This is a genomic window from Janthinobacterium sp. BHSEK (genome assembly GCF_056174685.1).
The window spans coordinates 36,483-56,240 of the sequence record NZ_JBWBYV010000008.1 but is presented as its reverse complement, the minus strand read 5'-3'; the positions used below and the strand labels follow the sequence as shown (position 1 = coordinate 56,240).

At 62.6% G+C, this 19,758-nt stretch carries 13 protein-coding genes and 2 pseudogenes; 5 read left to right on the top strand and 10 right to left on the bottom strand.

Annotated features, from left to right (window positions below; all coding sequences use genetic code 11):
* The first annotated feature begins 41 nt into the window (after positions 1-41).
* On the top strand, positions 42-4,283 hold the full coding sequence (gene rpoC / locus AC0V2Y_RS03590) for a DNA-directed RNA polymerase subunit beta' (protein WP_230542354.1): 4,242 nt from the start codon (positions 42-44) through the stop codon (positions 4,281-4,283).
* A gap of 198 nt (positions 4,284-4,481) precedes the next feature.
* Here rpoC and AC0V2Y_RS03585 read toward each other — a convergent pair.
* Positions 4,482-4,595 (bottom strand): annotated as a pseudogene (locus AC0V2Y_RS03585) (IS5/IS1182 family transposase); the annotation flags it as partial.
* A gap of 166 nt (positions 4,596-4,761) precedes the next feature.
* Entirely contained in the window at positions 4,762-5,289 is a 528-nt protein-coding gene (locus tag AC0V2Y_RS03580; protein ID WP_475413871.1) for a hypothetical protein, read from the bottom strand.
* A 191-nt stretch (positions 5,290-5,480) separates the two neighbouring features.
* Here AC0V2Y_RS03580 and AC0V2Y_RS03575 point away from each other — a divergent pair, with 191 nt between their 5' ends.
* Positions 5,481-6,113 (top strand): ArsR family transcriptional regulator, encoded by a 633-nt coding sequence (locus AC0V2Y_RS03575; RefSeq protein ID WP_475413870.1) that lies wholly within the window; start codon positions 5,481-5,483, stop codon positions 6,111-6,113.
* A gap of 79 nt (positions 6,114-6,192) precedes the next feature.
* Positions 6,193-7,032, top strand: a complete 840-nt coding sequence (locus AC0V2Y_RS03570) for an HDOD domain-containing protein (protein ID WP_475413873.1) — start codon at positions 6,193-6,195, stop codon at positions 7,030-7,032.
* 27 nt (positions 7,033-7,059) lie between these two features.
* Here the strand turns inward: AC0V2Y_RS03570 and AC0V2Y_RS03565 are convergent, their stop codons facing one another.
* From AC0V2Y_RS03565 to AC0V2Y_RS03540, 6 genes are all read right to left on the bottom strand, one after another.
* Positions 7,060-8,235 carry a zinc-dependent alcohol dehydrogenase gene (locus AC0V2Y_RS03565; RefSeq protein WP_475413869.1) on the bottom strand — a complete coding sequence of 392 codons (1,176 nt, stop codon included), beginning with the start codon at positions 8,233-8,235 and terminating at the stop codon, positions 7,060-7,062.
* Positions 8,232-9,311: an SRPBCC family protein gene (locus tag AC0V2Y_RS03560; RefSeq protein WP_475413868.1), complete on the bottom strand. Its 1,080-nt coding sequence runs from the start codon at positions 9,309-9,311 to the stop codon at positions 8,232-8,234. The genes AC0V2Y_RS03565 and AC0V2Y_RS03560 overlap by 4 nt, the downstream gene beginning before the upstream one ends.
* A 167-nt stretch (positions 9,312-9,478) precedes the next feature.
* Entirely contained in the window at positions 9,479-11,296 is a 1,818-nt protein-coding gene (locus AC0V2Y_RS03555) for a DUF885 domain-containing protein (RefSeq protein WP_475413867.1), read from the bottom strand.
* Positions 11,297-11,432: 136 nt separating this feature from the next.
* The gene (locus AC0V2Y_RS03550) at positions 11,433-12,530 is read right to left on the bottom strand and encodes a M48 family metallopeptidase (protein WP_475413866.1); all 1,098 of its coding nucleotides are present in this window, start codon (positions 12,528-12,530) and stop codon (positions 11,433-11,435) included.
* The gene (locus AC0V2Y_RS03545) at positions 12,527-13,693 is read right to left on the bottom strand and encodes an HPP family protein (RefSeq protein WP_475413865.1); all 1,167 of its coding nucleotides are present in this window, start codon (positions 13,691-13,693) and stop codon (positions 12,527-12,529) included. Before AC0V2Y_RS03545 ends, AC0V2Y_RS03550 begins: the two co-directional genes overlap by 4 nt.
* A 79-nt stretch (positions 13,694-13,772) precedes the next feature.
* The gene (locus tag AC0V2Y_RS03540; RefSeq protein ID WP_475413864.1) at positions 13,773-14,069 is read right to left on the bottom strand and encodes a DUF3349 domain-containing protein; all 297 of its coding nucleotides are present in this window, start codon (positions 14,067-14,069) and stop codon (positions 13,773-13,775) included.
* Positions 14,070-14,228: 159 nt separating this feature from the next.
* Between AC0V2Y_RS03540 and AC0V2Y_RS03535 the strand changes: the two genes are divergently transcribed.
* On the top strand, positions 14,229-14,741 hold the full coding sequence (locus tag AC0V2Y_RS03535) for a thioredoxin family protein (protein WP_217494244.1): 513 nt from the start codon (positions 14,229-14,231) through the stop codon (positions 14,739-14,741).
* 17 nt (positions 14,742-14,758) lie between these two features.
* Here the strand turns inward: AC0V2Y_RS03535 and AC0V2Y_RS03530 are convergent.
* Together AC0V2Y_RS03530 and AC0V2Y_RS03525 are read right to left on the bottom strand one after the other, a co-directional pair.
* Positions 14,759-16,725: pseudogene (locus tag AC0V2Y_RS03530) on the bottom strand (methyl-accepting chemotaxis protein).
* Between the two features lie 169 nt (positions 16,726-16,894).
* Positions 16,895-17,392 carry an Lrp/AsnC family transcriptional regulator gene (locus AC0V2Y_RS03525; protein ID WP_475413863.1) on the bottom strand — a complete coding sequence of 166 codons (498 nt, stop codon included), beginning with the start codon at positions 17,390-17,392 and terminating at the stop codon, positions 16,895-16,897.
* A 167-nt stretch (positions 17,393-17,559) separates the two neighbouring features.
* Here AC0V2Y_RS03525 and AC0V2Y_RS03520 point away from each other — a divergent pair, with 167 nt between their 5' ends.
* Positions 17,560-19,599 carry an aminotransferase class V-fold PLP-dependent enzyme gene (locus AC0V2Y_RS03520; protein WP_475413862.1) on the top strand — a complete coding sequence of 680 codons (2,040 nt, stop codon included), beginning with the start codon at positions 17,560-17,562 and terminating at the stop codon, positions 19,597-19,599.
* Positions 19,600-19,758 lie beyond the last annotated feature (159 nt).

Below are 19,758 nucleotides of genomic sequence, written 5' to 3'. Positions count from 1 at the left end.
GTCTCAGGAATATAGAAATTTAATCACCTCTGGAGTGATACATGAAAGCACTGCTCGATCTATTCAAGCAAGTACAGACCAACGAGACCTTCGATGCAATCAAGATCGGTCTCGCTTCGCCTGAGAAAATCCGTTCGTGGTCCTACGGCGAAGTCAAGAAGCCGGAAACCATCAACTACCGTACCTTCAAGCCTGAGCGCGATGGCCTGTTCTGCGCCAAGATCTTTGGCCCGATCAAGGATTACGAATGCCTGTGCGGCAAGTACAAGCGCCTGAAACACCGCGGCGTGATCTGCGAAAAGTGCGGCGTCGAAGTCACGCTGGCCAAGGTGCGCCGCGAGCGCATGGGCCACATCGAACTGGCTTCGCCTACCGCGCACATCTGGTTCCTGAAGTCCTTGCCGTCGCGTCTGGGCATGGTCCTGGACATGACCCTGCGGGACATCGAACGCGTGCTGTACTTTGAAGCATACGTCGTCACCGATCCAGGCATGACCCCGCTGAAGAAGTGCCAGATCATGTCGGAAGACGACTACGCCGCCAAGTACGAAGAGTACGGCGACGACTTCACCGCCTTCATGGGCGCCGAAGGTATCCGTGAACTGCTGCGCTCGATCGACATCCACCGCGATGCCGAGACCTTGCGCGTGGAACTGAAGGAATCGAAATCCGAAGCCAAGATCAAGAAATACGCGAAGCGCCTGAAAGTGCTGGAAGCGTTCCAACGTTCGGGCATCAAGCCTGACTGGATGATCATGGAAGTGCTGCCGGTGCTGCCGCCGGAACTGCGTCCGCTGGTACCGCTGGACGGTGGCCGTTTCGCGACCTCGGATCTGAACGATCTGTATCGCCGCGTCATCAACCGTAACAACCGTCTGAAACGCCTGATGGAGCTGCGCGCTCCGGAGATCATCACGCGCAACGAAAAGCGCATGCTGCAGGAAGCGGTCGATTCGCTGCTGGACAACGGCCGTCGCGGCAAAGCGATGACCGGCGCCAACAAGCGTCCGCTGAAGTCCTTGGCCGAGATGATCAAGGGCAAGGGCGGCCGTTTCCGTCAAAACTTGCTGGGCAAGCGCGTCGATTACTCCGGTCGTTCGGTCATCGTCGTGGGCCCGCAATTGAAACTGCATCAGTGCGGCTTGCCGAAACTGATGGCGCTGGAACTGTTCAAGCCATTCATTTTCAATAAACTGGAACTGATGGGTCTGGCAACCACGATCAAGGCAGCGAAAAAGCTGGTCGAGATTCAAGAGCCGGTCGTGTGGGACATCCTGGAAGACGTGATCCGTGAACATCCGATCATGTTGAACCGCGCACCGACCTTGCACCGTCTGGGTATCCAGGCGTTCGAGCCAGTCCTGATTGAAGGCAAGGCCATCCAGCTGCACCCGCTCGTCTGTGCCGCATTCAACGCCGACTTTGACGGTGACCAAATGGCGGTCCACGTTCCTCTGTCGATCGAAGCGCAGATGGAAGCACGCACGCTGATGCTGGCATCGAACAACATCCTGTTCCCGTCGAACGGCGAACCGTCGATCGTGCCGTCGCAGGATATCGTGCTGGGTCTGTACTACGCGACCCGCGAAGCGATCAATGCGAAGAACGAAGGGATGATGTTCCCTGACGTGTCGGAAGTGATCCGCGCCTACGACAACAAGGAAGTCGAACTGACGACCCGCGTCACCGTGCGTATTACCGAATACCCGAAAAACGCCGAAACGGGCGAATTCGAGAAAACGGTCACGCGCTACGAAACGACGATCGGCCGTGCGATCCTGTCGGAAATTCTGCCGAAAGGCCTGCCGTTCTCCGTCTTGAACCGCGCGCTGAAAAAGAAAGAAATTTCCAAGCTGATCAACACGTCGTTCCGCAAGTGCGGCCTGCGCGCCACCGTGGTGTTCGCAGACAAACTGATGCAATCGGGTTTCCGCCTGGCGACACGCGCCGGTATCTCGATCTGCGTCGACGACATGCTGGTACCGCCTCAAAAAGTCACCCTGATCGCGACGGCCGAATCGGAAGTCAAGCAGATCGAACAGCAATACGCCTCGGGTCTCGTGACCGCCGGCGAGCGTTACAACAAGGTCGTCGATATCTGGGGCAAGACCTCGGATGAAGTCGGCAAGGCCATGATGGACCAGCTGAAAGTCGAAGACGTAGTGCGCCGCGACGGCACCCAGTCGACGCAAGAATCGTTCAACGCCATTTACATGATGGCCGACTCCGGCGCGCGCGGTTCCGCAGCCCAGATTCGCCAGTTGGCCGGTATGCGTGGTCTGATGGCGAAACCGGATGGTTCGATTATCGAAACGCCGATTACCGCGAACTTCCGCGAAGGTCTGAACGTGTTGCAGTACTTCATTTCGACCCACGGTGCGCGTAAAGGTCTGGCCGATACGGCGCTGAAAACGGCGAACTCCGGTTACCTGACGCGTCGTCTGGTCGACGTGACGCAAGATCTGGTGGTGATCGAGGACGATTGCGGCACCATGAACGGTACCGTCATGAAGGCCCTGGTTGAAGGTGGTGAAGTCATCGAACCGTTGCGCGACCGTATCCTCGGCCGCGTGGTGGTGCATGACGTCGTCAATCCAGAAACCCAGGAAACCCTGTATGACGCCGGCACCCTGATGGATGAAGACATGGTCGAAGAGATCGAGCGTCTGTCCATCGATGAAGTCAAGGTCCGCACGCCACTGACTTGCGACACGCGCTTCGGCCTGTGCGCCAAGTGCTATGGCCGCGACCTGGGCCGCGGCATGCTGGTCAACGCCGGCGAAGCCGTCGGTGTGGTGGCAGCGCAGTCGATTGGTGAGCCGGGTACCCAGCTGACCATGCGTACCTTCCACATCGGTGGTGCGGCATCGCGTGCGGCAGTGGCATCGTCGGTGGAAGCCAAGTCGAACGGTACCATCCGCTTCACGGCAACCATGCGTTACGTGACGAACGGCAAGGGCGCGCAAATCGTCATTTCCCGTTCCGGCGAAGTGCTGATCACCGACGACCATGGCCGTGAGCGTGAGCGTCATAAAGTACCGTACGGCGCGACCCTGATCGTCAAGGACGGCATGGTCATCAAGGCCGGTACGGCCCTGGCAACGTGGGATCCGTTGACCCGTCCGATCATTACCGAATACGCCGGTCAAGTGCGTTTCGAGAACGTCGAAGAAGGCGTCACCGTGGCCCGTCAGGTCGACGAAGTGACCGGTCTGTCCACCCTGGTGGCGATCGATGCGAAACGTCGCGGTTCGCTGACCAAGACCCTGCGTCCGCAAGTCAAGCTGATCAACGACGCGAACGAAGAAGTCAAGATTGCCGGCACCGAACACTCGGTGGCGATCGGCTTCCAGGTCGGCGCGCTGATCATGGTGAAGGACGGTCAACAGGTATCGGTGGGTGAAGTGCTGGCACGTATCCCGACCGAATCGCAAAAAACGCGCGATATTACCGGTGGTCTGCCGCGCGTTGCGGAACTGTTCGAAGCGCGCTCGCCGAAAGATGCCGGTATGCTGGCGGAAGTCACGGGTACGGTTGCGTTCGGTAAAGAAACCAAGGGCAAGCAGCGTCTGGAAATCACGGACATGGACGGCAACAAGCATGAGTTCTTGATCACCAAGGACAAACAAGTGCTGGTGCATGACGGCCAAGTCGTGAACAAGGGCGAGATGATCGTGGACGGCCCGGCCGATCCACAAGACATCCTGCGCCTGCTGGGTATCGAAGCGCTGGCCCGCTACATCGTTGACGAAGTGCAGGACGTGTACCGTCTGCAAGGCGTGAAGATCAATGACAAGCACATCGAAGTCATCGTGCGTCAGATGCTGCGCCGTGTGCAGATCGTCAATGCCGGCGACACCAACTACATCGTTGGCGAGCAGGTAGAGCGTTCGGAACTGCTGGACGAGAACGATCGCGTAACGTCGGAGAACAAGATTCCTGCGACCTACGAGAACGTCTTGCTGGGTATTACCAAGGCATCGCTGTCGACCGATTCGTTCATCTCGGCCGCATCGTTCCAGGAAACCACCCGCGTGCTGACCGAAGCGGCGATCATGGGCAAGCGCGATGGTCTGCGCGGCCTGAAAGAGAACGTCATCGTCGGCCGCCTGATTCCTGGCGGTACGGGCCTGGCCTTCCACCGCGCACGCAAAGAGAAAGAAGCGTGGGAAGTGGAAGAGCGTCAAGCGCTGCTGCTGGCCGAGAAAGCCTCGATGGCCGGCGAAGCTGCCGAAGCGTTGCAGGATATCGAAACCCAGCAACACCACGGCGACGAAGCGTAATCTACGCTGCCAGCTGACAAAAACGGCACCTTCGGGTGCCGTTTTGAATTTTATCAAGCAGCGTACAATTTGCTATTAATTGCAATCGCATGGATGTCATTCGTTTTATTTCCCCGGGAATTTGCATCAATTTAATTGATGAAAATTCCAGGTAATCAGAAAAGTTATTGCGTATGCCTTCAGAAACGGTTTAATAACTTAGCGGAAATTTAGTCGGTGCAGCAGCAACGAACCCATGGCCAGGTAAATCATATTTTCCGAAACATCAATGCGCTGCTCGTAGTCGCGCACCAGGCGCCGGTAGCTGACCAGAACGGCACCAGGGAGAAACTCCTGATGGTATTTTTTATGTTTCTTGCTGCGGTCTTAGCGCGCAAACAGAAAGCAGCGTCCAGGGACGCCATGGCATCAGCAAGTCTGCAGTATCGATCGGTACGCGTTTTTGCTTGCATCGTAAAATATATAGACGGCGGCCTCGTCATGAAAATAGCCATCCACCGTGAGTTGTCCCAGAAATATCAGCGGACCGTGCGCTTCGATGGACCAGTTCGGCGCTTGCAGCCAACGGGGAAGGCTTCTTCGCATAGCGAAACAAATTGCGCAATTGCGCCCGCAACCACTGCGTCCGTTCACTTTTGTTCGCATGCGGTGGCGCCTGGTCCAGCAGTGCCGCTGCGTAGGCCAGATCCACATCCAGCCACTTCGGCTGCGCCGCCAGCAAAAGCGCGTGCAGCCGGGTGGGCTTTTCCGAGACCGCTACCGGAATGCCGGCGGCGTGCACAAATTCAGCCAGGGCGCCCTGCGCGTTCAGCACGTCTGCAGGATTGCCCAGGTCGAGCGATATCAGATAGTGATACAGCGTGTGCCCCGCATGCGCATACCTGGGCGCTGGCTGCGCGGACAACAGGCGCTCCGTATCTGCGTCTTGATATAGCAGGTGTTCAAAGGCCGCCGTATCGAGTTGTCCTGCGACAAACCCGGCCACGCTGCTGATGGCTGATGACATACAAGTGCTCCCCTGAAAGAAAGGTTCGTCGACAACTGCGAGTGGGAGATGGCACGCCGGTTTTTCGATCGATCGGGAGTGCGCAACAATGGCGATTATGCACGATGTCGTCACGCCGCCACGCTCTGTTGTACAGAGCAAAGCACGCTTGCCGTGCCAATTTCCGGTGCATTCATGCTAAGATTTGGCACATGATTGCCCAAGCCCTGTTTACTCCCGCCCAGCAGAAACTGCTGGGTTTGCTCTTTGTCCGCGTGAACGAGGGCTTTCACTTGAACGAGATCATGCGCTTGACGGGCTTGGGCAGCGCGTCGGCGCAGCGGGAATTGCGCCGGCTGCATGAGTCCGGCCTGATCACATCGGAGCGGATCGGCAACGTGCGGCGCTTCTGGCCCAACAAGGAAAGTCTCGTGTATCCGGAGTTGAGCGGACTGGTGCAGAAAACCTTCGGCATCGTTGGCGTGCTCAGCATGACTCTGGCGCCCTTGCGTGCCCAGTTGCACTTGGCATTCGTGTCGGGGGCCACGGCGAAGGGACAGGACCTGCCTGGCAGCGCCATCGATTTGTTGCTGGTGGGAGAGGAAGCCAATTATGGCGATCTGTTGACGGGATTGGCCCCGGCCGAGCGAACCTTACGGCGTAAAATCAATCCCAATCTCTATACGCTGGCCGATTATCGCCGACGCCTGCGTGAGGGCCAGCCATTTCTGCTGCAGGTATTACAGCAGCCGAAGTTGTTTGTTATCGGCGATGAATCGCTATTGCATGCCCTGGCATTGCCGGATTCCCCAATGCAGACGAATGACATGCCATCTGTATTCTAAAGGTCGGGACTGGAAAGCAGTTTCTGCTATAAAGTGAAATTGTTTGCTGGAATAATATCTGAGGCGGATAGATCGTATGATGAACAAATTACAGGCGTTTGGTTTAATTGTTTCCCAGGCGGTGCGCGGAGAATTAACGTTTCCCACCAGCGTTAATTCCGCACTGCAATTGCAATTGGCCTTGGCTGAACCGGACTGCCATATCGACCATGCGATCAAACTGGTACTGGCCGAGCCCCTGCTGGCGGCGCGCACGGTCGCGCTGGCCAACTCGGCCGTGTACAGCCGCGGCGACGCGGCACCCGTAACCAGCGTGCGCGCGGCCGTCATGCGCATGGGTTACCGCAACCTGTACGCGCTGGTGGCGGCGATGGTGGTGCGCCAGTTCGGCAGCAAGATCATCGACCCCGTCCTGCGCCAGAAGGCGACCCAGCTGTGGGAGCACACTGCCCATGTGGCGGCGCTGGCGCACATCCTTGCCCGCCGCGTGACGCACGTCGATGCCGACACGGCGCTGTTCGCCGGCATCGTGCATGAAGTGGGCGGTTTTTACTTGTTGTCGCGTGCCGATGAATTCCCCGGCCTGCTTGACGACGATGCCGATCACTGGATAGAGTCCGCCGAAGAAATCATTTCTCGCGAAGTCATGAAGAAGCTGCTGATCCCGCTGGCCGTGAGCGAAGCCATCGAAGGCTTGCGCGATGGCTTGCTATCCATCCCGCCGGACTCCCTGCTCGACACCTTGTTGTTGGCCAAGCAACTGTCGCCCGTGCCGTCGCCCTTGCAGGTGACGTACGTGGAAATGCTCACTCCCGCCGATTCCGTCATCGATTTCATTATCGACAACGAGACCCTGCAAAGCATCCTGGCCGAATCGGCCGAGGAAGTGCGCTCGATGAGTGCCGCGCTGCTCGTCTGAGCCGCTGGTGCTGCCTGCCTGCGCCGCTCAAGGGCCGGGATGCAGCACGACCTTGATGCATTGCTCCTGTTTCTTCTGGAAGATCTCGTAGCCGTGCGGCGCTTCGTCCAGGCTCAAGTGGTGAGAAATGATGGCGCCGGGATCGAGTTCACCCCGCTGTATCCGTTCCAGCAGCGGCTGCATGTAGCGCTGCACGTGTGTTTGCCCCGTCTTGATGGTCAATGAACGGTTCATGATGGAGCCAAACGGGATCTTGTCGCTGAAGCCGCCATACGCGCCCGGCACCGAGACGACGCCGCCGTTGCGGCACGCCATCAGTGCTTCGCGCAGGGCCGTGGGGCGGTCCGATTCCAGTTTCATCGTCTGCTTGAGGCGGTCGTAGATATAGCTGACGCCGGAACCGTGCGCTTCCATGCCGACGGCATCGATGCAGGCATCGGGACCCCGTCCTCCCGTCATTTCCCGCAGGGCGTCGGGCACGTCCACCGCATCGAAATGCAGGGTTTCCGCACCGGACAGTTCGCGTGCCATGCGCAGGCGTTCCGGGTAATGGTCGATGGCGATGACGCGTTCGGCGCCGAGCAGGAAGGCGCTCTGGATGGCGAACTGTCCCACGGGGCCGCAGCCCCACACGGCCACTACCTGGCCCGGCGCGATGGCGCAGGCTTCGGCCGCCATGTAGCCGGTCGGCAGTATGTCCGAGAGGAACAGCACCTGTTCATCCTTGAGCTCGTCCGGCACCTGGATGGGGCCGACGTCGGCAAACGGCACGCGCACGTATTCCGCCTGACCGCCCGCATAGCCGCCCGTCAGGTGGGAATAGCCGAAGATGCCTGCGCCCGAGTGACCCCACATCTTTTCCGCCATGTAGGCGTTGGGATTGGAATTCTCGCACACCGAGTACAGCTGTTGCTCGCAAAAGAAGCAGCGTCCGCAGGCGATGGGAAACGGCACCACCACCCGTTCTCCCACCTTGCGCTTGCGTACCGCGGAACCCACTTCCACCACCTCGCCCATGAATTCATGGCCGAGGATGTCGCCTTGTTCCATGCTGGGCACGACGCCATTGTAGAGGTGTAGGTCGGAGCCGCAGATGGCCGTGGAACTGACCTTGACGATGGCGTCGCCGGGATTGAGGATGGCGGGATCGGGCACTTGTTCGATCCGCACGTCGCGCTTGCCGTGCCAGCAATTGGCTTTCATGACACACCTCCGTTTGCTTGCGGCCGAGGGGCAGCGGCCGTGCCGCCAGCCTTGTGCCGCAAGCGCGTCTTGAAGCTGCGCTTGCCCGACGGCTGGCCCTCGGTGGTGCTGACCTCGCCCGTTTCCATCCACTGCTTGAAGCGGCGCAAGGTGGTTTCGATCTGGTAGGCGGGCGCCTGACTGAACAGGCCTGCCACGGCCGCGCCCACCTTGCCGGCTGGCGGCTGCATGTGCAGTTGCATGGTGACCACGGTGCCGCGCCCGCCGGGTGCGGGCGACAGTTCCAGCGCCCCCGTTTCCGCATGGTTTTCCGCCGCGCGCCAGCGCATGCCCTGGCCCGGACGCTCTCGCGTCAGTTCGCCTATCCACTCGCCTGCGACGCTGTGCCAGCGCGAGCGGCGCGCATCGATCAGCTGCACCGACTTCAGGCCCGGCATGAAGCGGGGCAGGTTTTGCAGGTCGCGCCAGGCGCGGTAGCAATCGTCGGCGGAACGGTTGACGATGACGCTCTTTTGCAGCGCCAGCCCCTGTTCGCCGGGCGCCGGTAATTGGCTCAACTTGCGCGGCGCCAGTTGCGCACTGGCGATATAGTCGATGGCCGTCACGCCCGCCACCACGGCTGCCGTCGCCGCCAGGCGCGCGCGCGCATGGCGCCGGCTGGCCATGGCCACGCCCAGCAGCGACAGGTCCATGGCGTCGCCGGCGATGCGCGACCAGCGCCATGCCGGAGCGGTGTCGCCGCGCAGCAAGGCCACGCCGCACGCCATTTCGCGCAGGCCGATGGCGCGTATCCAGAAAGACGAGACGCCGCGCAGGCCGCTGGCCCGCGCCAGGCCGCGCGGCGCCAGCAGCTGGGCCAGGCCCAGGCCGATGCTGAGCCAGCCAAGGGCTCTGATCATGGCATGGCGGCCGTGCGCGGTATCGTCGGGAATGTGCCGCTGCGGCCGGCCATCGGCCTGGCCGCGCGTGCTGGTGTAGTGAAGAATGGCGTCATGCCCGTGATAGGGCGTCTCCGCTGACGCTTGCCAGGCGGGCGGGCCAGCCATGGCACCATCGTTCCTGTCTTCGCTTTGCATGCTGCCTCCCTTGCGTGTCTGGGAGTTAGGCAGCATTGCCTGGTACGCGTTCCGGCAGGCGTGCGCGAGATGCGGCCGGTCTGTGCCAGATCAAGCATCGGCACGAAAAAAAAACGGCAGCCCCGGTTGGCGCTGCCGCTGTGGCGGGAGGGCTTTACCTTACTGCTTTACTTCTGCTGCGCGATCCACCGGTCGACCTTGGCTTCCAGCAGTTTCAAGGGCAGGGTGCCGTCGCCGAGCACCACTTCGTGGAACTTCGGCAGGCTGAACTTGTCGCCCAACGCCTGCTGGGCGCGCTGGCGCAGTTCGACGATTTTCAGCGAACCGATCTTGTAGCCCAGCGCCTGGCCTGGCCAGGCCATGTAGCGTTCCGTTTCGCTTCTCGCCACGGCGTCATAGCCGAGGGTGTCGCGCATGTACTTGATCGTCTGTTCGCGCGTCCAGCCCTTGGTGTGCAAGCCCGTGTCGACCACCAGGCGCACGGCGCGCAGCATCTCGTCGTTCAAATGGCCGAAATACTGGGCCGGATCGTCGAACAGGCCCATTTCCTTGCCCAGGGTTTCCGCATACAGGGCCCAGCCTTCCGTGAAGGCATTGTTGCCGCCGAAACGGCGGAAGTTCGGCAAGTCCATCTCTTGCACCAGCGCCAGGTGGAAATGGTGGCCCGGCTTGCCTTCATGCAAGAACAGGGTGGTCATGCCCGTATCGCCATACAGTTTCGGATCGGTGACGACGGACCAGAACACGCCCGGACGCGAACCGTCGGCGGCCGGGGCCGTGTAATGGTCGGCGGCCGTGTCGCGGCTCAGTTCAGGTTCCAGGCGCAAGTCCAGCGGTGCTTTCGGCACCAGGGTAAACAGGGCGGGCAATTTGCTGTCGAGCAGCACGTTCAGCTTGCGGTAGACGTCGAGCACTTCCTGCTCCGTCTTGAACGGACGGTATTTCGCCTGTTCCGAGACCCACACGGGCAAGCCGGCGGCCGGGCCGTTGTAGCCCATCTTCGGACCGACGATCGCATATTGTTCCTGGATGCGCGCCACTTCCTTCAGGCCGATGGCGTGGATCTGCTCCGGTTTCAAATCCGTGGTGGTGCTGCTGGCCACGCGCGCCTGGTACCAGGCGGCGCCATCGGGCAGGGCGCTCCAGCCGCTGCTCGTGCGGCCGGCCGGCAGGTAGTCGCGTTCCATGAAGGTGGCCAGGCGCTGCAGCGCAGGCATCAGCTTGGCTTCGATGATGACGGTGTAGGTTTGCGTCAGGCGCGGCTTGTCCACGTCGGAAAAGCTGGCCGGCAAGTTCTTGATGGGTGTGTAATACACGCTCTCCTGCGGCGTGGTGCTGACGAGCTTCTTGAATTGCGGCAGGGCCGACTGCGTCAGCGCCTTCGGCAGCACGATGCCCTTTTGCATGCCGACCTTCATGTTGGCGATGGCCTGGTCTATCCAGCCCGGCAACTGGCCGATACGGCTCAGGTAAGCGTCATACTCCTTGACCGTGGTCAAAGGCTGCGATGCCTCGCCGCCCGCATAATTGGCCAGGGTGACGGGCATGCTGTCCATCTGGTTGAGCGGCAGCAAATATTCGGGGAAGCGCTCGAAGCTCAGCGCCGTCGTCAGTTCATAGTCGAGGATATCGTAGTTGATCTGGTCCTGGTGCGACAGCTGCGCGCGGGCGATGCTGCGCAAGGTCTTCTGGTACTGGCGGTACAGGGCGAACTGCTTTGCGCGCGCGGCGGGCACGATGGCTGAACCGAGCTGATCGTCAAAACGGTTGTCGCCGCTCTCGGTGGCATTGATCGGCTCGAAACGGGCCTGCGCATCGTAGTACTGGTCGGCCAGCACTTGCAGCTGCTGTTTGGCTTTTGGCGCGCTGACGGCCACGGCTGCGGTTTTTGCAGCGGGCTGGGCCGCTTGCGCCGTGGGGGCGTAGGCGAGCAACAGGGAGATGGCCAGGGTGCCGAGGGTGCCGGCGGCAAAACGATGCTTCATGCGCGAGATCCTTTGTAAGGAGGGAATGAACGGAGGCGTAGCGAGGTCGGGGGTGGCCGTTCAAGAAGGAACAGCCGGGGCGTAAGCATACGCCATTGCCCAGTGCGTTTGGATAAATTGTATGAGGGGAATGTTGCTATTTTGCCGTAGGCGGCAGGGCCGCTTTCATCGCTTGCCAGTGGCTGCTGGTCAAGGGAAGGCAGGCCGGGCAGGGCGTGGCGGCGATCAGGCTCTCGATCTGCTGCGTGCGCGCCGCCGTTTGCGGGTGCGAGGAAATCCATCCGGGCACGCCGGCCTGGTCCTTGTCATCGAGCTGCTGGAAAAAACGCAGCATGCCGTCGGGGCGGATCTGCGCGCTCTGCAAGGCCAGCAAACCCAGGCGATCCGCCTCTTCCTCCATGTCGCGGCTGAAATACAGGGTGCCGGCCTGGTGCGCCAGCATGGCGGCCACGGCGCTGATGTCGCCGATGGTCACGCCCACCAGGGCGCCCCAGCCCAGGCTGCTGATCATCTGCCGCAGCGAATGGCGCTGTTCCACATGCTGCACTTCATGCGCGAGCACGCCGGCCAGCTCGCCCGGATCCCCCGCCTGGCGCAGCAAGCCCGTATGCACGACGATGATGCCGCCCGGCATGGCAAACGCGTTGACCGTGTCGTCCTGCTTGACCAGCCAGCGGTACGGGTAGCGCGAACCGGCCGTCAGCTTGCGGCCGATGTCCTGCACCGTCTGCTGCGCCACGCCGCTCTCAACGATGCCGCCCTGCGCGCGCACTTGCGCCAGGGCCAGTTCGCCCAGCTGCTTCTCCGTCGACATCGGTATCAGTCCCGCCAGCGCACCGACGGCATGGCCGCCTTGCCACCACAGCAGGGCGGAAGCGACGACGGCCGCACCCGTCAAACCGGCCAGCCAGCCCGACACTTGCCGCCGGTTGCGCTGGCGCTCGCCCCACAGTCGCTGCAGTTGCGGCTGCAGCGCGGCCGGCGCTGCGCGCAAGACGATGGCGATGTCGTCCGCCGTCAGCGGCTTGAGCGACGCTTGCCGTCCTTGTGCGTCGAGCCAGTTCAGGAACAGTTCCGGCCCGTCGACACCGCCCACGCTGACGACCAGCTGCGCCACGTCCAGCGTGGGGCCGGGCGCGTCGATGGCCAGCTGGCTGCCGAAGAAATGCGCGCTGACGGCCATGCCCGCCGGGCCGCCGTCGGGGCCGGTCAGCAGTGCCTGGAATGGCGTCATGCTGCCGCCTCGGCAAAGCGGCTTTCGTACAGGGCCGCCATCAGGTCCGACTGGCTGATGATGCCGGCCAGGCGCTCTTCATCGTCGAGGATGGGGATATGGTGGTAGCCGGCGTCGGCCATCAGCGGCACGAGGTCGATGATGGGCGTGCCCAGGCGGGCCGTGTGCGGCGACGGCGTCATCAGCTGCCCCACCGCTTCCGGCTTGTCGCCGTGGGACAGGCCGCTGCGCTGCAGCAAGCCGCGCAGGCGCTGGCGCATGCCCTGGTAATCGTCGAGGCCGCCATGGCGCAGGAAATCCGTCTGCGTGATGATGCCGATGACGCGGCGCGCCCGGTTCACGACGGGCAGGGCGCCCACATCGTGCTCGCGCATGGTGCGCCAGGCAACATCGAGCGGCGTGCCGAATTCCACGCTGAGCACGTCTTTCGACATGATGTCGGCGCAGGTGACGACGCCGAAGCGGCGCTGGTAGGCGCGCATTTCCGTTTGCAGGAAGATCGCTTGCAGATCGTCGCGGCTGATGTCGAGCACTTCGCTGTGCTGGCGCAAGACGGCATCGAGGTCGTCCGGCGAAAAGCCCAGGCGGTTGCTGGGCACGTCATCCTTGGTGGCGTGCGGATGCGGCGTGACCAGTTGCTGGACGTGCGGGTAGCGGCGTCCCGTCAGGTTGTTGTACAGCACGGCGCAGGCGACCAGCACGGCGGAATTGAACAGCACGGTGATGAAGACGAATTCAAAGCCGGCCGCATGCACGCTGGCGCCGCCGACGACGGTGGTGAGCGCCACGGCGCCGCCCGGCGGATGCAGACAGCGCAGGGCAAACATGGCGCCGATGGCCAGGCAGGCGGCCAGCGCCGCCACGCCCACGCTGGACCCCAGCCATTTGACGCAGGCCATGCCGACCAGGCCGGAGACGACGTTACCGCCCACCACGGACCACGGTTGCGCCAGCGGGCTGGCCGGCAGGCAGAACAGCAGCACGGCCGAGGCGCCCATGGGCGCGATCAGGTAGACGCTGGCGCTGTCCGGGGCCAGCAGGAAATGGCAGATCAGGCCCGTCAGCAGCAAGCCGCAGATGGCGCCCGCGCAGGCGCGCAATTGTTCGCGGCGACTGCCGTTGTTCGGTTGCGGCAGCCAGCGTGCCAGGAAAGAAGTCGTCATGGGGAGGGCGCGTTCGGGCCGCGTTGCTCAGTGTGAGCCCCATATTATCCCATGCGTTCCATTTCGCTGCCGGTGGGCATTAATCCTCGGCGCAGACGGCCTGCAAGCCGTGCCGCGCCAGCAGCGTCCTGACGGCTGCGATGGTCGACGGCGCCGGCTCGCTGCTGGCGCAGGCATAGATGTCATTGAGGACCACCGCCGCATCTTTGCCCGTGACGGCGGCCATCAGCTCGGCCAGGTTGCGGTCGGAAAAGTGTTCATACAGCAGGGCCAGCACGGCGAAATATGCCGTATCGGGCATGCCGCCGGGATAGGCGTCGCGCAACATGCGCGCGGCGCCGGACAGCGTTGGGGGTAATATATCTGGCGTGCTCAAGCGGCGACTCCTTGGTGGCGCTGATACGCGCTTATACGTTTTCCGCATAAGCACAGTGCAATTAAATGGTGGATATTTCCTACAAGCAGGCATATTCTAGACAATCACGCCCGCTGGCAGCTGTTCAGCTGGCTTCACGATTTCTTTCAGGAGTCCTGCATGCGCCTTTCCCGTTTCGTCGCCCCATTCTTTGCCAGCCTGCTGCTTGCCGGTACCGCCATTGCCGCCGCCCCCACACCGGCCAACCCGGTCGCCACGCCGCATCTGCCGTACAACGCGGCGGCCGACGCCAAGGCCGACGTGGCCCGCGCGCTGGCCGAGGCCAAGGCGGCGCACGTGCCTGTCTTGCTGATCTTTGGCGCCAACTGGTGCGAGGATTGCCGCGCGCTCGACAAGGCCTTGAAGGAAGGCAAGAATGCCGAGTTGATGCAACAGCAGTTCAAGGTCGTCAAGGTCGACGTGGGCAACTTCGACCATAACCTGGACGTGGCGCATGCCTATGGCAATCCTCTCAAGAAAGGCATCCCGGCTGCCGTGCTCGTATCGAGCGACAACAACCAGGTGCTGTACGCCACCAAGGGCGGCGAGCTGGCGAATGCGCGCCGCATGAGCGAGAGCGGCATCTATGATTTCTTCAAGCAAGCGGCCAGCGTGAAAGCGCCGGCGATTTAAGCGTCTTCCAACATTCTCTAAAATTCTTCCCACGCATCGCTGGCCGGCGCTTTCGGGCGCGCTGGCGTGGGCAGCATGGGCTTGTGCGCCGGCTGCCGGGGCTGCTGCGCCGCATGCCCCGTTTCTTCCAGCTTGAAGACGCTGACCACCTGCGCCAGCCGGCCCGCCTGATCCTGCAGGGACTGGGCTGCCGCCGCCGCCTCTTCCACGAGGGCCGCGTTTTGCTGGGTAGCGTCATCCATCTGCGTGACCGTGGCATTGACTTGCGCGATACCCTGGCTTTGCTCCTGGCTGGCCGAGGCGATCTCTCCCATCAGGTCGGCTACCCTCTGCACGGAGCCGACGATGTCCTGCATGGTGGTGCCGGCCGAGTCGACCAGCTTGCTGCCCGCTTCCACCTTGCTGCCCGAGTCGACGATCAGGTCCTTGATTTCCCTGGCTGCAGCCGCTGAGCGTTGCGCCAGGTTGCGCACCTCGGTTGCCACCACGGCAAAGCCGCGGCCCTGTTCGCCCGCGCGGGCCGCCTCGACGGCCGCGTTCAGGGCGAGGATATTGGTTTGGAAGGCAATGCCGTCGATCACGCCGATAATATCCGCGATCTTGCGCGAACTTTCCGTAATCGCGCCCATCGTCTGCACGACTTGCCCGACTACTTCGCCGCCTTTGACGGCGTGGCTCGAGGCCGACACCACCAGTTGATTCGCCTGGCGCGCATTGTCCGCGTTCTGTTTCACGGTCGACGTCAGTTCTTCCATGGCTGCCGCCGTTTCTTCCAGGCTCGACGCCTGGGCTTCCGTGCGCGCCGACAGGTCCAGGTTGCCCGACGCGATCTGGCTCGATGCGCTGGCAATCGCCCCGGTACTGTCGCGAACTTCGCGTATCGTCACGTTCAGCGATGCGACGAAGCGGTTGAAGGCAGCCGCCAGCGCACCGACCTCGTCTTCCGATTCGACGGGCATGCGGCGGCTCAGGTCGCCATTCCCGCTGGCGATTTCGCTGAGCATGTCCGCTGCCCGCGCTACAGGGGCGGCAATGGCGCGGCTGATCACATAGATGATGGCCAGGGCGATGCCGCCACCGACCAGGCCGGCGATCAGGGCGGCGATCAGGGCCGAGCGCGTGACATTGCCCAGCACTTCCGCTTCCGGCACTTCGGCCATCACATACAGATTGAGTTCCGGCACGAAGGAAGCGGCGACGAACTGGCGTCCCGCGGGCGCGTCGTAGACGGCGTACGCGTATTTGTTGCCCGTCAGCAGGTTCTTGCTCAGCGTATCGCTGAAGCCGGGCAGATCTTTGAGTGCATGCTTGCCGTCGGCCAGGGCCGTGTCGCGGTGCACCAGCAGCACGCCATTGGCGCGCGCCAGGTAGACATGGCCCGTCTGCCCGATCTTGTAGCTGCGGATGGTGTCGGCCAGCGCATTGATGGACAGTCCGAGCCCGGCCGCGATCTGCTTGCCGTCCGGCCACGCGCATTCAGGTACAGCATCAGGTCGCTGGAATGCTCGGCCTTGTCGATGTCGAGCGTATACGCCTTGTCGCCGGCCAGCAAGCCATAGAACCACTGGTCGGCCGCCTGGTTCTTGTCCAGGGTGCGCAGCAAGCCTTCGGTGGTGAAATACTTGCCCGTGCTGGCCGAGGCCCAGTTGATCGAGGCGGCCTTGTTCTTTTCCTTGACCACGGTGGCGTAGCGCTGGAAGGTGGCGATGCCGCTGTCGGGCAAGCCGGCGTCTTCCCAGTCTTGCAGATAAACATCGTTGGCCATGGTCTGTACCACGGACAGGGGCTGGCTGATCTGGCGCAACACGTCGTTGCGGATCTCGCCCACCTGTGCCGGCAATTCCTGGCTGACGACGCGCTCGCGCACGTAATCGCTGCTCATGCGCACGCTGAGGAAAGACGAGATCGCCATGAAGAGCAGCAGGCACAAGCCCATGCTGAACAAGAGTTTTTTCTGGATGGAGAGGCGGCGCAGCAGAGACATGGAAGACCTTGGAGGATGGCCTGCACAATAGACAGAAAAGCGGGCAGGCGAGCGGCCAGTATACCGGCCGGGCCTGTCGTCCCACCGCACCATTGCTGCTTTTCGTTCACTAATGTTGCGTTGCAGCAACGCGTTTTTCCACATTGGCCCCGCGTGGCCGGAAAACGCCTCAGGCCGGCAAGCCGTGGGCGATCAATTCCAGCGGCAATTCCGTGCTGCACTTGATTTGCTCCATGGAAAAGGCGGACGACACGCCCGTCAGCTGCGCGGCCTTGATGAGCTTTTTATAGAAGGTATCGTAGCCCTTGATGTCGGTGGTGACGACTTTCAGCAGGTAGTCGATGTCGCCGCTCATGCGGTGAAATTCCTGTACCTCGGGCAAGACGATGACGGCGGCGGCGAAGCGGCGCAACCATTTTTCATCGTGCTGTCCCGTGCGCACGCTGACGAAGACGGTCACGGGCAAGCCCACTTTTTGCCGGTTGACGATGGCCACGCGGTTTTCGATATAACCCTCTTCCTCCAGGCGCTTGACCCGCTTCCAGCATGGCGTGCTGGACAAACCGATCTTTTCGCTGAGGGCGGCGATCGACAGGGTGCCGTCCTGCTGCAGGGCGGCGAGGATGGCGCAGTCGAATTTGTCGAGCGAGACGTTTGGTGAATTCATTTTATTATTTCGGTTTTTATGGCATGAACATGCTACATAGTACCGTGTTTGCAGTGTCTTTTGGCATATCTTCACGGGGGCAGGCCGGTAGACTATCGAGATGTCCCAGCCGCTTGCGCTGCGCCTTTTTAACTGCGCCTTTTTTATAGAATATTCGGACTGCCATCATGAAAGAAATCTACCTCGACAGCAATGCCACCACTTGCGTGCTGCCCGCCGCCGTTGCCGCCGCCCGGCAAGCGATGGAGCAGGGCTATGGCAACCCCAGCAGCACCCATGCCACAGGATTGCAGGCCAAGGCCATGATGGATGGCGTGCGCCGGCGCGCCGGCGGCTTGCTGGGCGTGGGCGATGGCCGTCTGATGTTCAACAGCGGCGCCACCGAGGGCATCCAGACGGCCGTGCTGTCGGCCCTGTGCGCGCTGCGCGAACGGCGCGACGCGGGCAAGCGCATCGGCAGCCTGCTGCTGTATGGCGCGACTGAGCACAAGGCCGTGCCGGAGAGCCTGGCGCACTGGAACCGGTTACTGGGTCTGAACCTGGAAGTGCGCAAGCTGCCCGTCGATGCGCAGGGGCGCCACGATCTGCAGGCGCTCGATGCGCTGATCGGCGAGGCGGCCATGCTGTGCACGATGGCGGCCAACAATGAAACGGGCGTCGTCAGCGACTTGTCCGCCATCGCCCAGCTGCTGCAGGAACGGGGCGCCGACGCCTTCTGGATGGTCGATTGCGTGCAGGCGCTGGGCAAGCTGAAGCTGAACCTGGCCGCCACGCGCATCGATTATGCGCCGTTTTCCGGCCACAAGCTGTATGCGCCCAAGGGCATCGGTATGCTGTATGTGCGCGCCGGCGCGCCGTTTACGCCCTTGATGATGGGCGGCGGCCAGGAAGCGGGCCTGCGCTCGGGCACGGAAAACATGGCCGGCATCGCCGCGCTGGGTGCCGTGCTGGCCGCGCTCGACGATGGCAAGACCTTCCGCAGCCACGCCGACCTGGCCGCTTTCCGCGAGCAGCTGGTGGCCAGCCTGGAACGCGCTTTTCCCGGCATCGTGTTCAATATGCCGTTCGATCTGTCCTTGCCGACGACGCTCAATTTTTCCGTGCCGGGCCTGTCCTCGAAAGAGCTGCTGGACCTGTTCGACGCGGCGCGCGTGCGCGTCAGCTCGGGCAGCGCCTGTTCCGCCGCCAAGGCGCTGCCCAGTTATGTGCTGGAAGCGATGCACGTGCCGCAATGGCGCGCCAGTTCCGCCATCCGGCTGTCGTTCGGTCCCCTGATCGATGCGGCGACGGTCGCTTCCGCCTGCGCGCGCATCGAGCGCTGCGGCGCAGCGCTGCGCAGCAGCTGTCTGCTGCCGTCGGCGCTGGCGCCATCGCCGCAGGACGGCGCGCAGGACGGCATTATCCAGCTGAGCGTCGATGGCCAGTGCACCTGGCTGCTCAGCGACGCCGCCAGCGCCAGTTGCGTCGTCATCGATCCCGCCGCCGCGCTCGTGCCGCGTCTGGCCGCTTTCATCCGCTGCCAGCACCTGGCCCTGCGCGCCATCGTGCACACGGCGGCGCCATTGGACCATGGCGCCGCGCGCCTGTCGCTGCTGCAGGAACTCGAGATCGAACAAGTCGGTCACGTCGATATCGACGGTGAGCTGGCGCTGGGCCAGCAGCGCCTGCGCCGCATCGAGTGCGGCGACACCCATGTGTACCTGCTGGGGCAGCATTTCGCCTTCATCGGCGCCCTGGCGCCCGAGGCGTTGACGCCCTTGCTGGATGCGGCGCTGCTGACGCAAGGCACGGTGCTGTGCGCGTCCGGCGACGACGGCGGCATTTGCGGCACCGTGGGCACCGCACGCGAAGGCGAGGCCGCCGCCAGCGCACTGCAGCTTGACGCGGCCGCCTTGCCCGCCTTCCTGCGTCAGCATCCCGACGCCATCCTCGTCGACGTGCGCGAGGCGTATGAACACGCGGCGTGCGCCGGCACGGTCTTCGAGGGCTGCGCGGTGCGCAGCGTACCGCTGAGCCGTCTGGCGGGGCAGGTGGCCGCATGGCTGCAGCAGCCGCAACACCCGCTGGTGTTTTTCTGCCGCAGCGGCAACCGCAGCGCGCGCGCCGCCGCCTGCCTGCGCCGCCTCGGCCACGGCGCGGCGTGGCAACTCAACGGCGGCATGGCGATGGCGGAGGCGACGCGCCATCCGCTGGCGATTGCGGCCTGAACTGCTTGAACTTTCTTCCATGAAATATTGCACCGTGCCATCATCGGCACGGTGCGCGCCGCACCTTTTCTTCCATTCATTTCCTGCCGGCATCTTTCTGCCATTCAAGGCGCTGATTTCTGTACTGAAACCTCCCCAATGCGTCGAGTATGTACGCTA

Excerpts from the sequence above, each read along its gene's own strand:
- AC0V2Y_RS03565 (WP_475413869.1), bottom strand. The coding sequence starts at position 8,235 with ATGAAAGCCAATTGCTGGCACGGCAAGCGCGACGTGCGGATCGAACAA.
- AC0V2Y_RS03575 (WP_475413870.1), top strand. The coding sequence starts at position 5,481 with ATGATTGCCCAAGCCCTGTTTACTCCCGCCCAGCAGAAACTGCTGGGT.
- AC0V2Y_RS03550 (WP_475413866.1), bottom strand. The coding sequence starts at position 12,530 with ATGACGCCATTCCAGGCACTGCTGACCGGCCCCGACGGCGGCCCGGCG.
- AC0V2Y_RS03570 (WP_475413873.1), top strand. The coding sequence starts at position 6,193 with ATGAACAAATTACAGGCGTTTGGTTTAATTGTTTCCCAGGCGGTGCGC.
- AC0V2Y_RS03525 (WP_475413863.1), bottom strand. The coding sequence starts at position 17,392 with ATGAATTCACCAAACGTCTCGCTCGACAAATTCGACTGCGCCATCCTC.
- AC0V2Y_RS03545 (WP_475413865.1), bottom strand. The coding sequence starts at position 13,693 with ATGACGACTTCTTTCCTGGCACGCTGGCTGCCGCAACCGAACAACGGC.
- AC0V2Y_RS03535 (WP_217494244.1), top strand. The coding sequence starts at position 14,229 with ATGCGCCTTTCCCGTTTCGTCGCCCCATTCTTTGCCAGCCTGCTGCTT.
- AC0V2Y_RS03580 (WP_475413871.1), bottom strand. The coding sequence starts at position 5,289 with ATGTCATCAGCCATCAGCAGCGTGGCCGGGTTTGTCGCAGGACAACTC.
- AC0V2Y_RS03560 (WP_475413868.1), bottom strand. The coding sequence starts at position 9,311 with ATGCAAAGCGAAGACAGGAACGATGGTGCCATGGCTGGCCCGCCCGCC.
- AC0V2Y_RS03520 (WP_475413862.1), top strand. The coding sequence starts at position 17,560 with ATGAAAGAAATCTACCTCGACAGCAATGCCACCACTTGCGTGCTGCCC.
- AC0V2Y_RS03555 (WP_475413867.1), bottom strand. The coding sequence starts at position 11,296 with ATGAAGCATCGTTTTGCCGCCGGCACCCTCGGCACCCTGGCCATCTCC.
- rpoC (WP_230542354.1), top strand. The coding sequence starts at position 42 with ATGAAAGCACTGCTCGATCTATTCAAGCAAGTACAGACCAACGAGACC.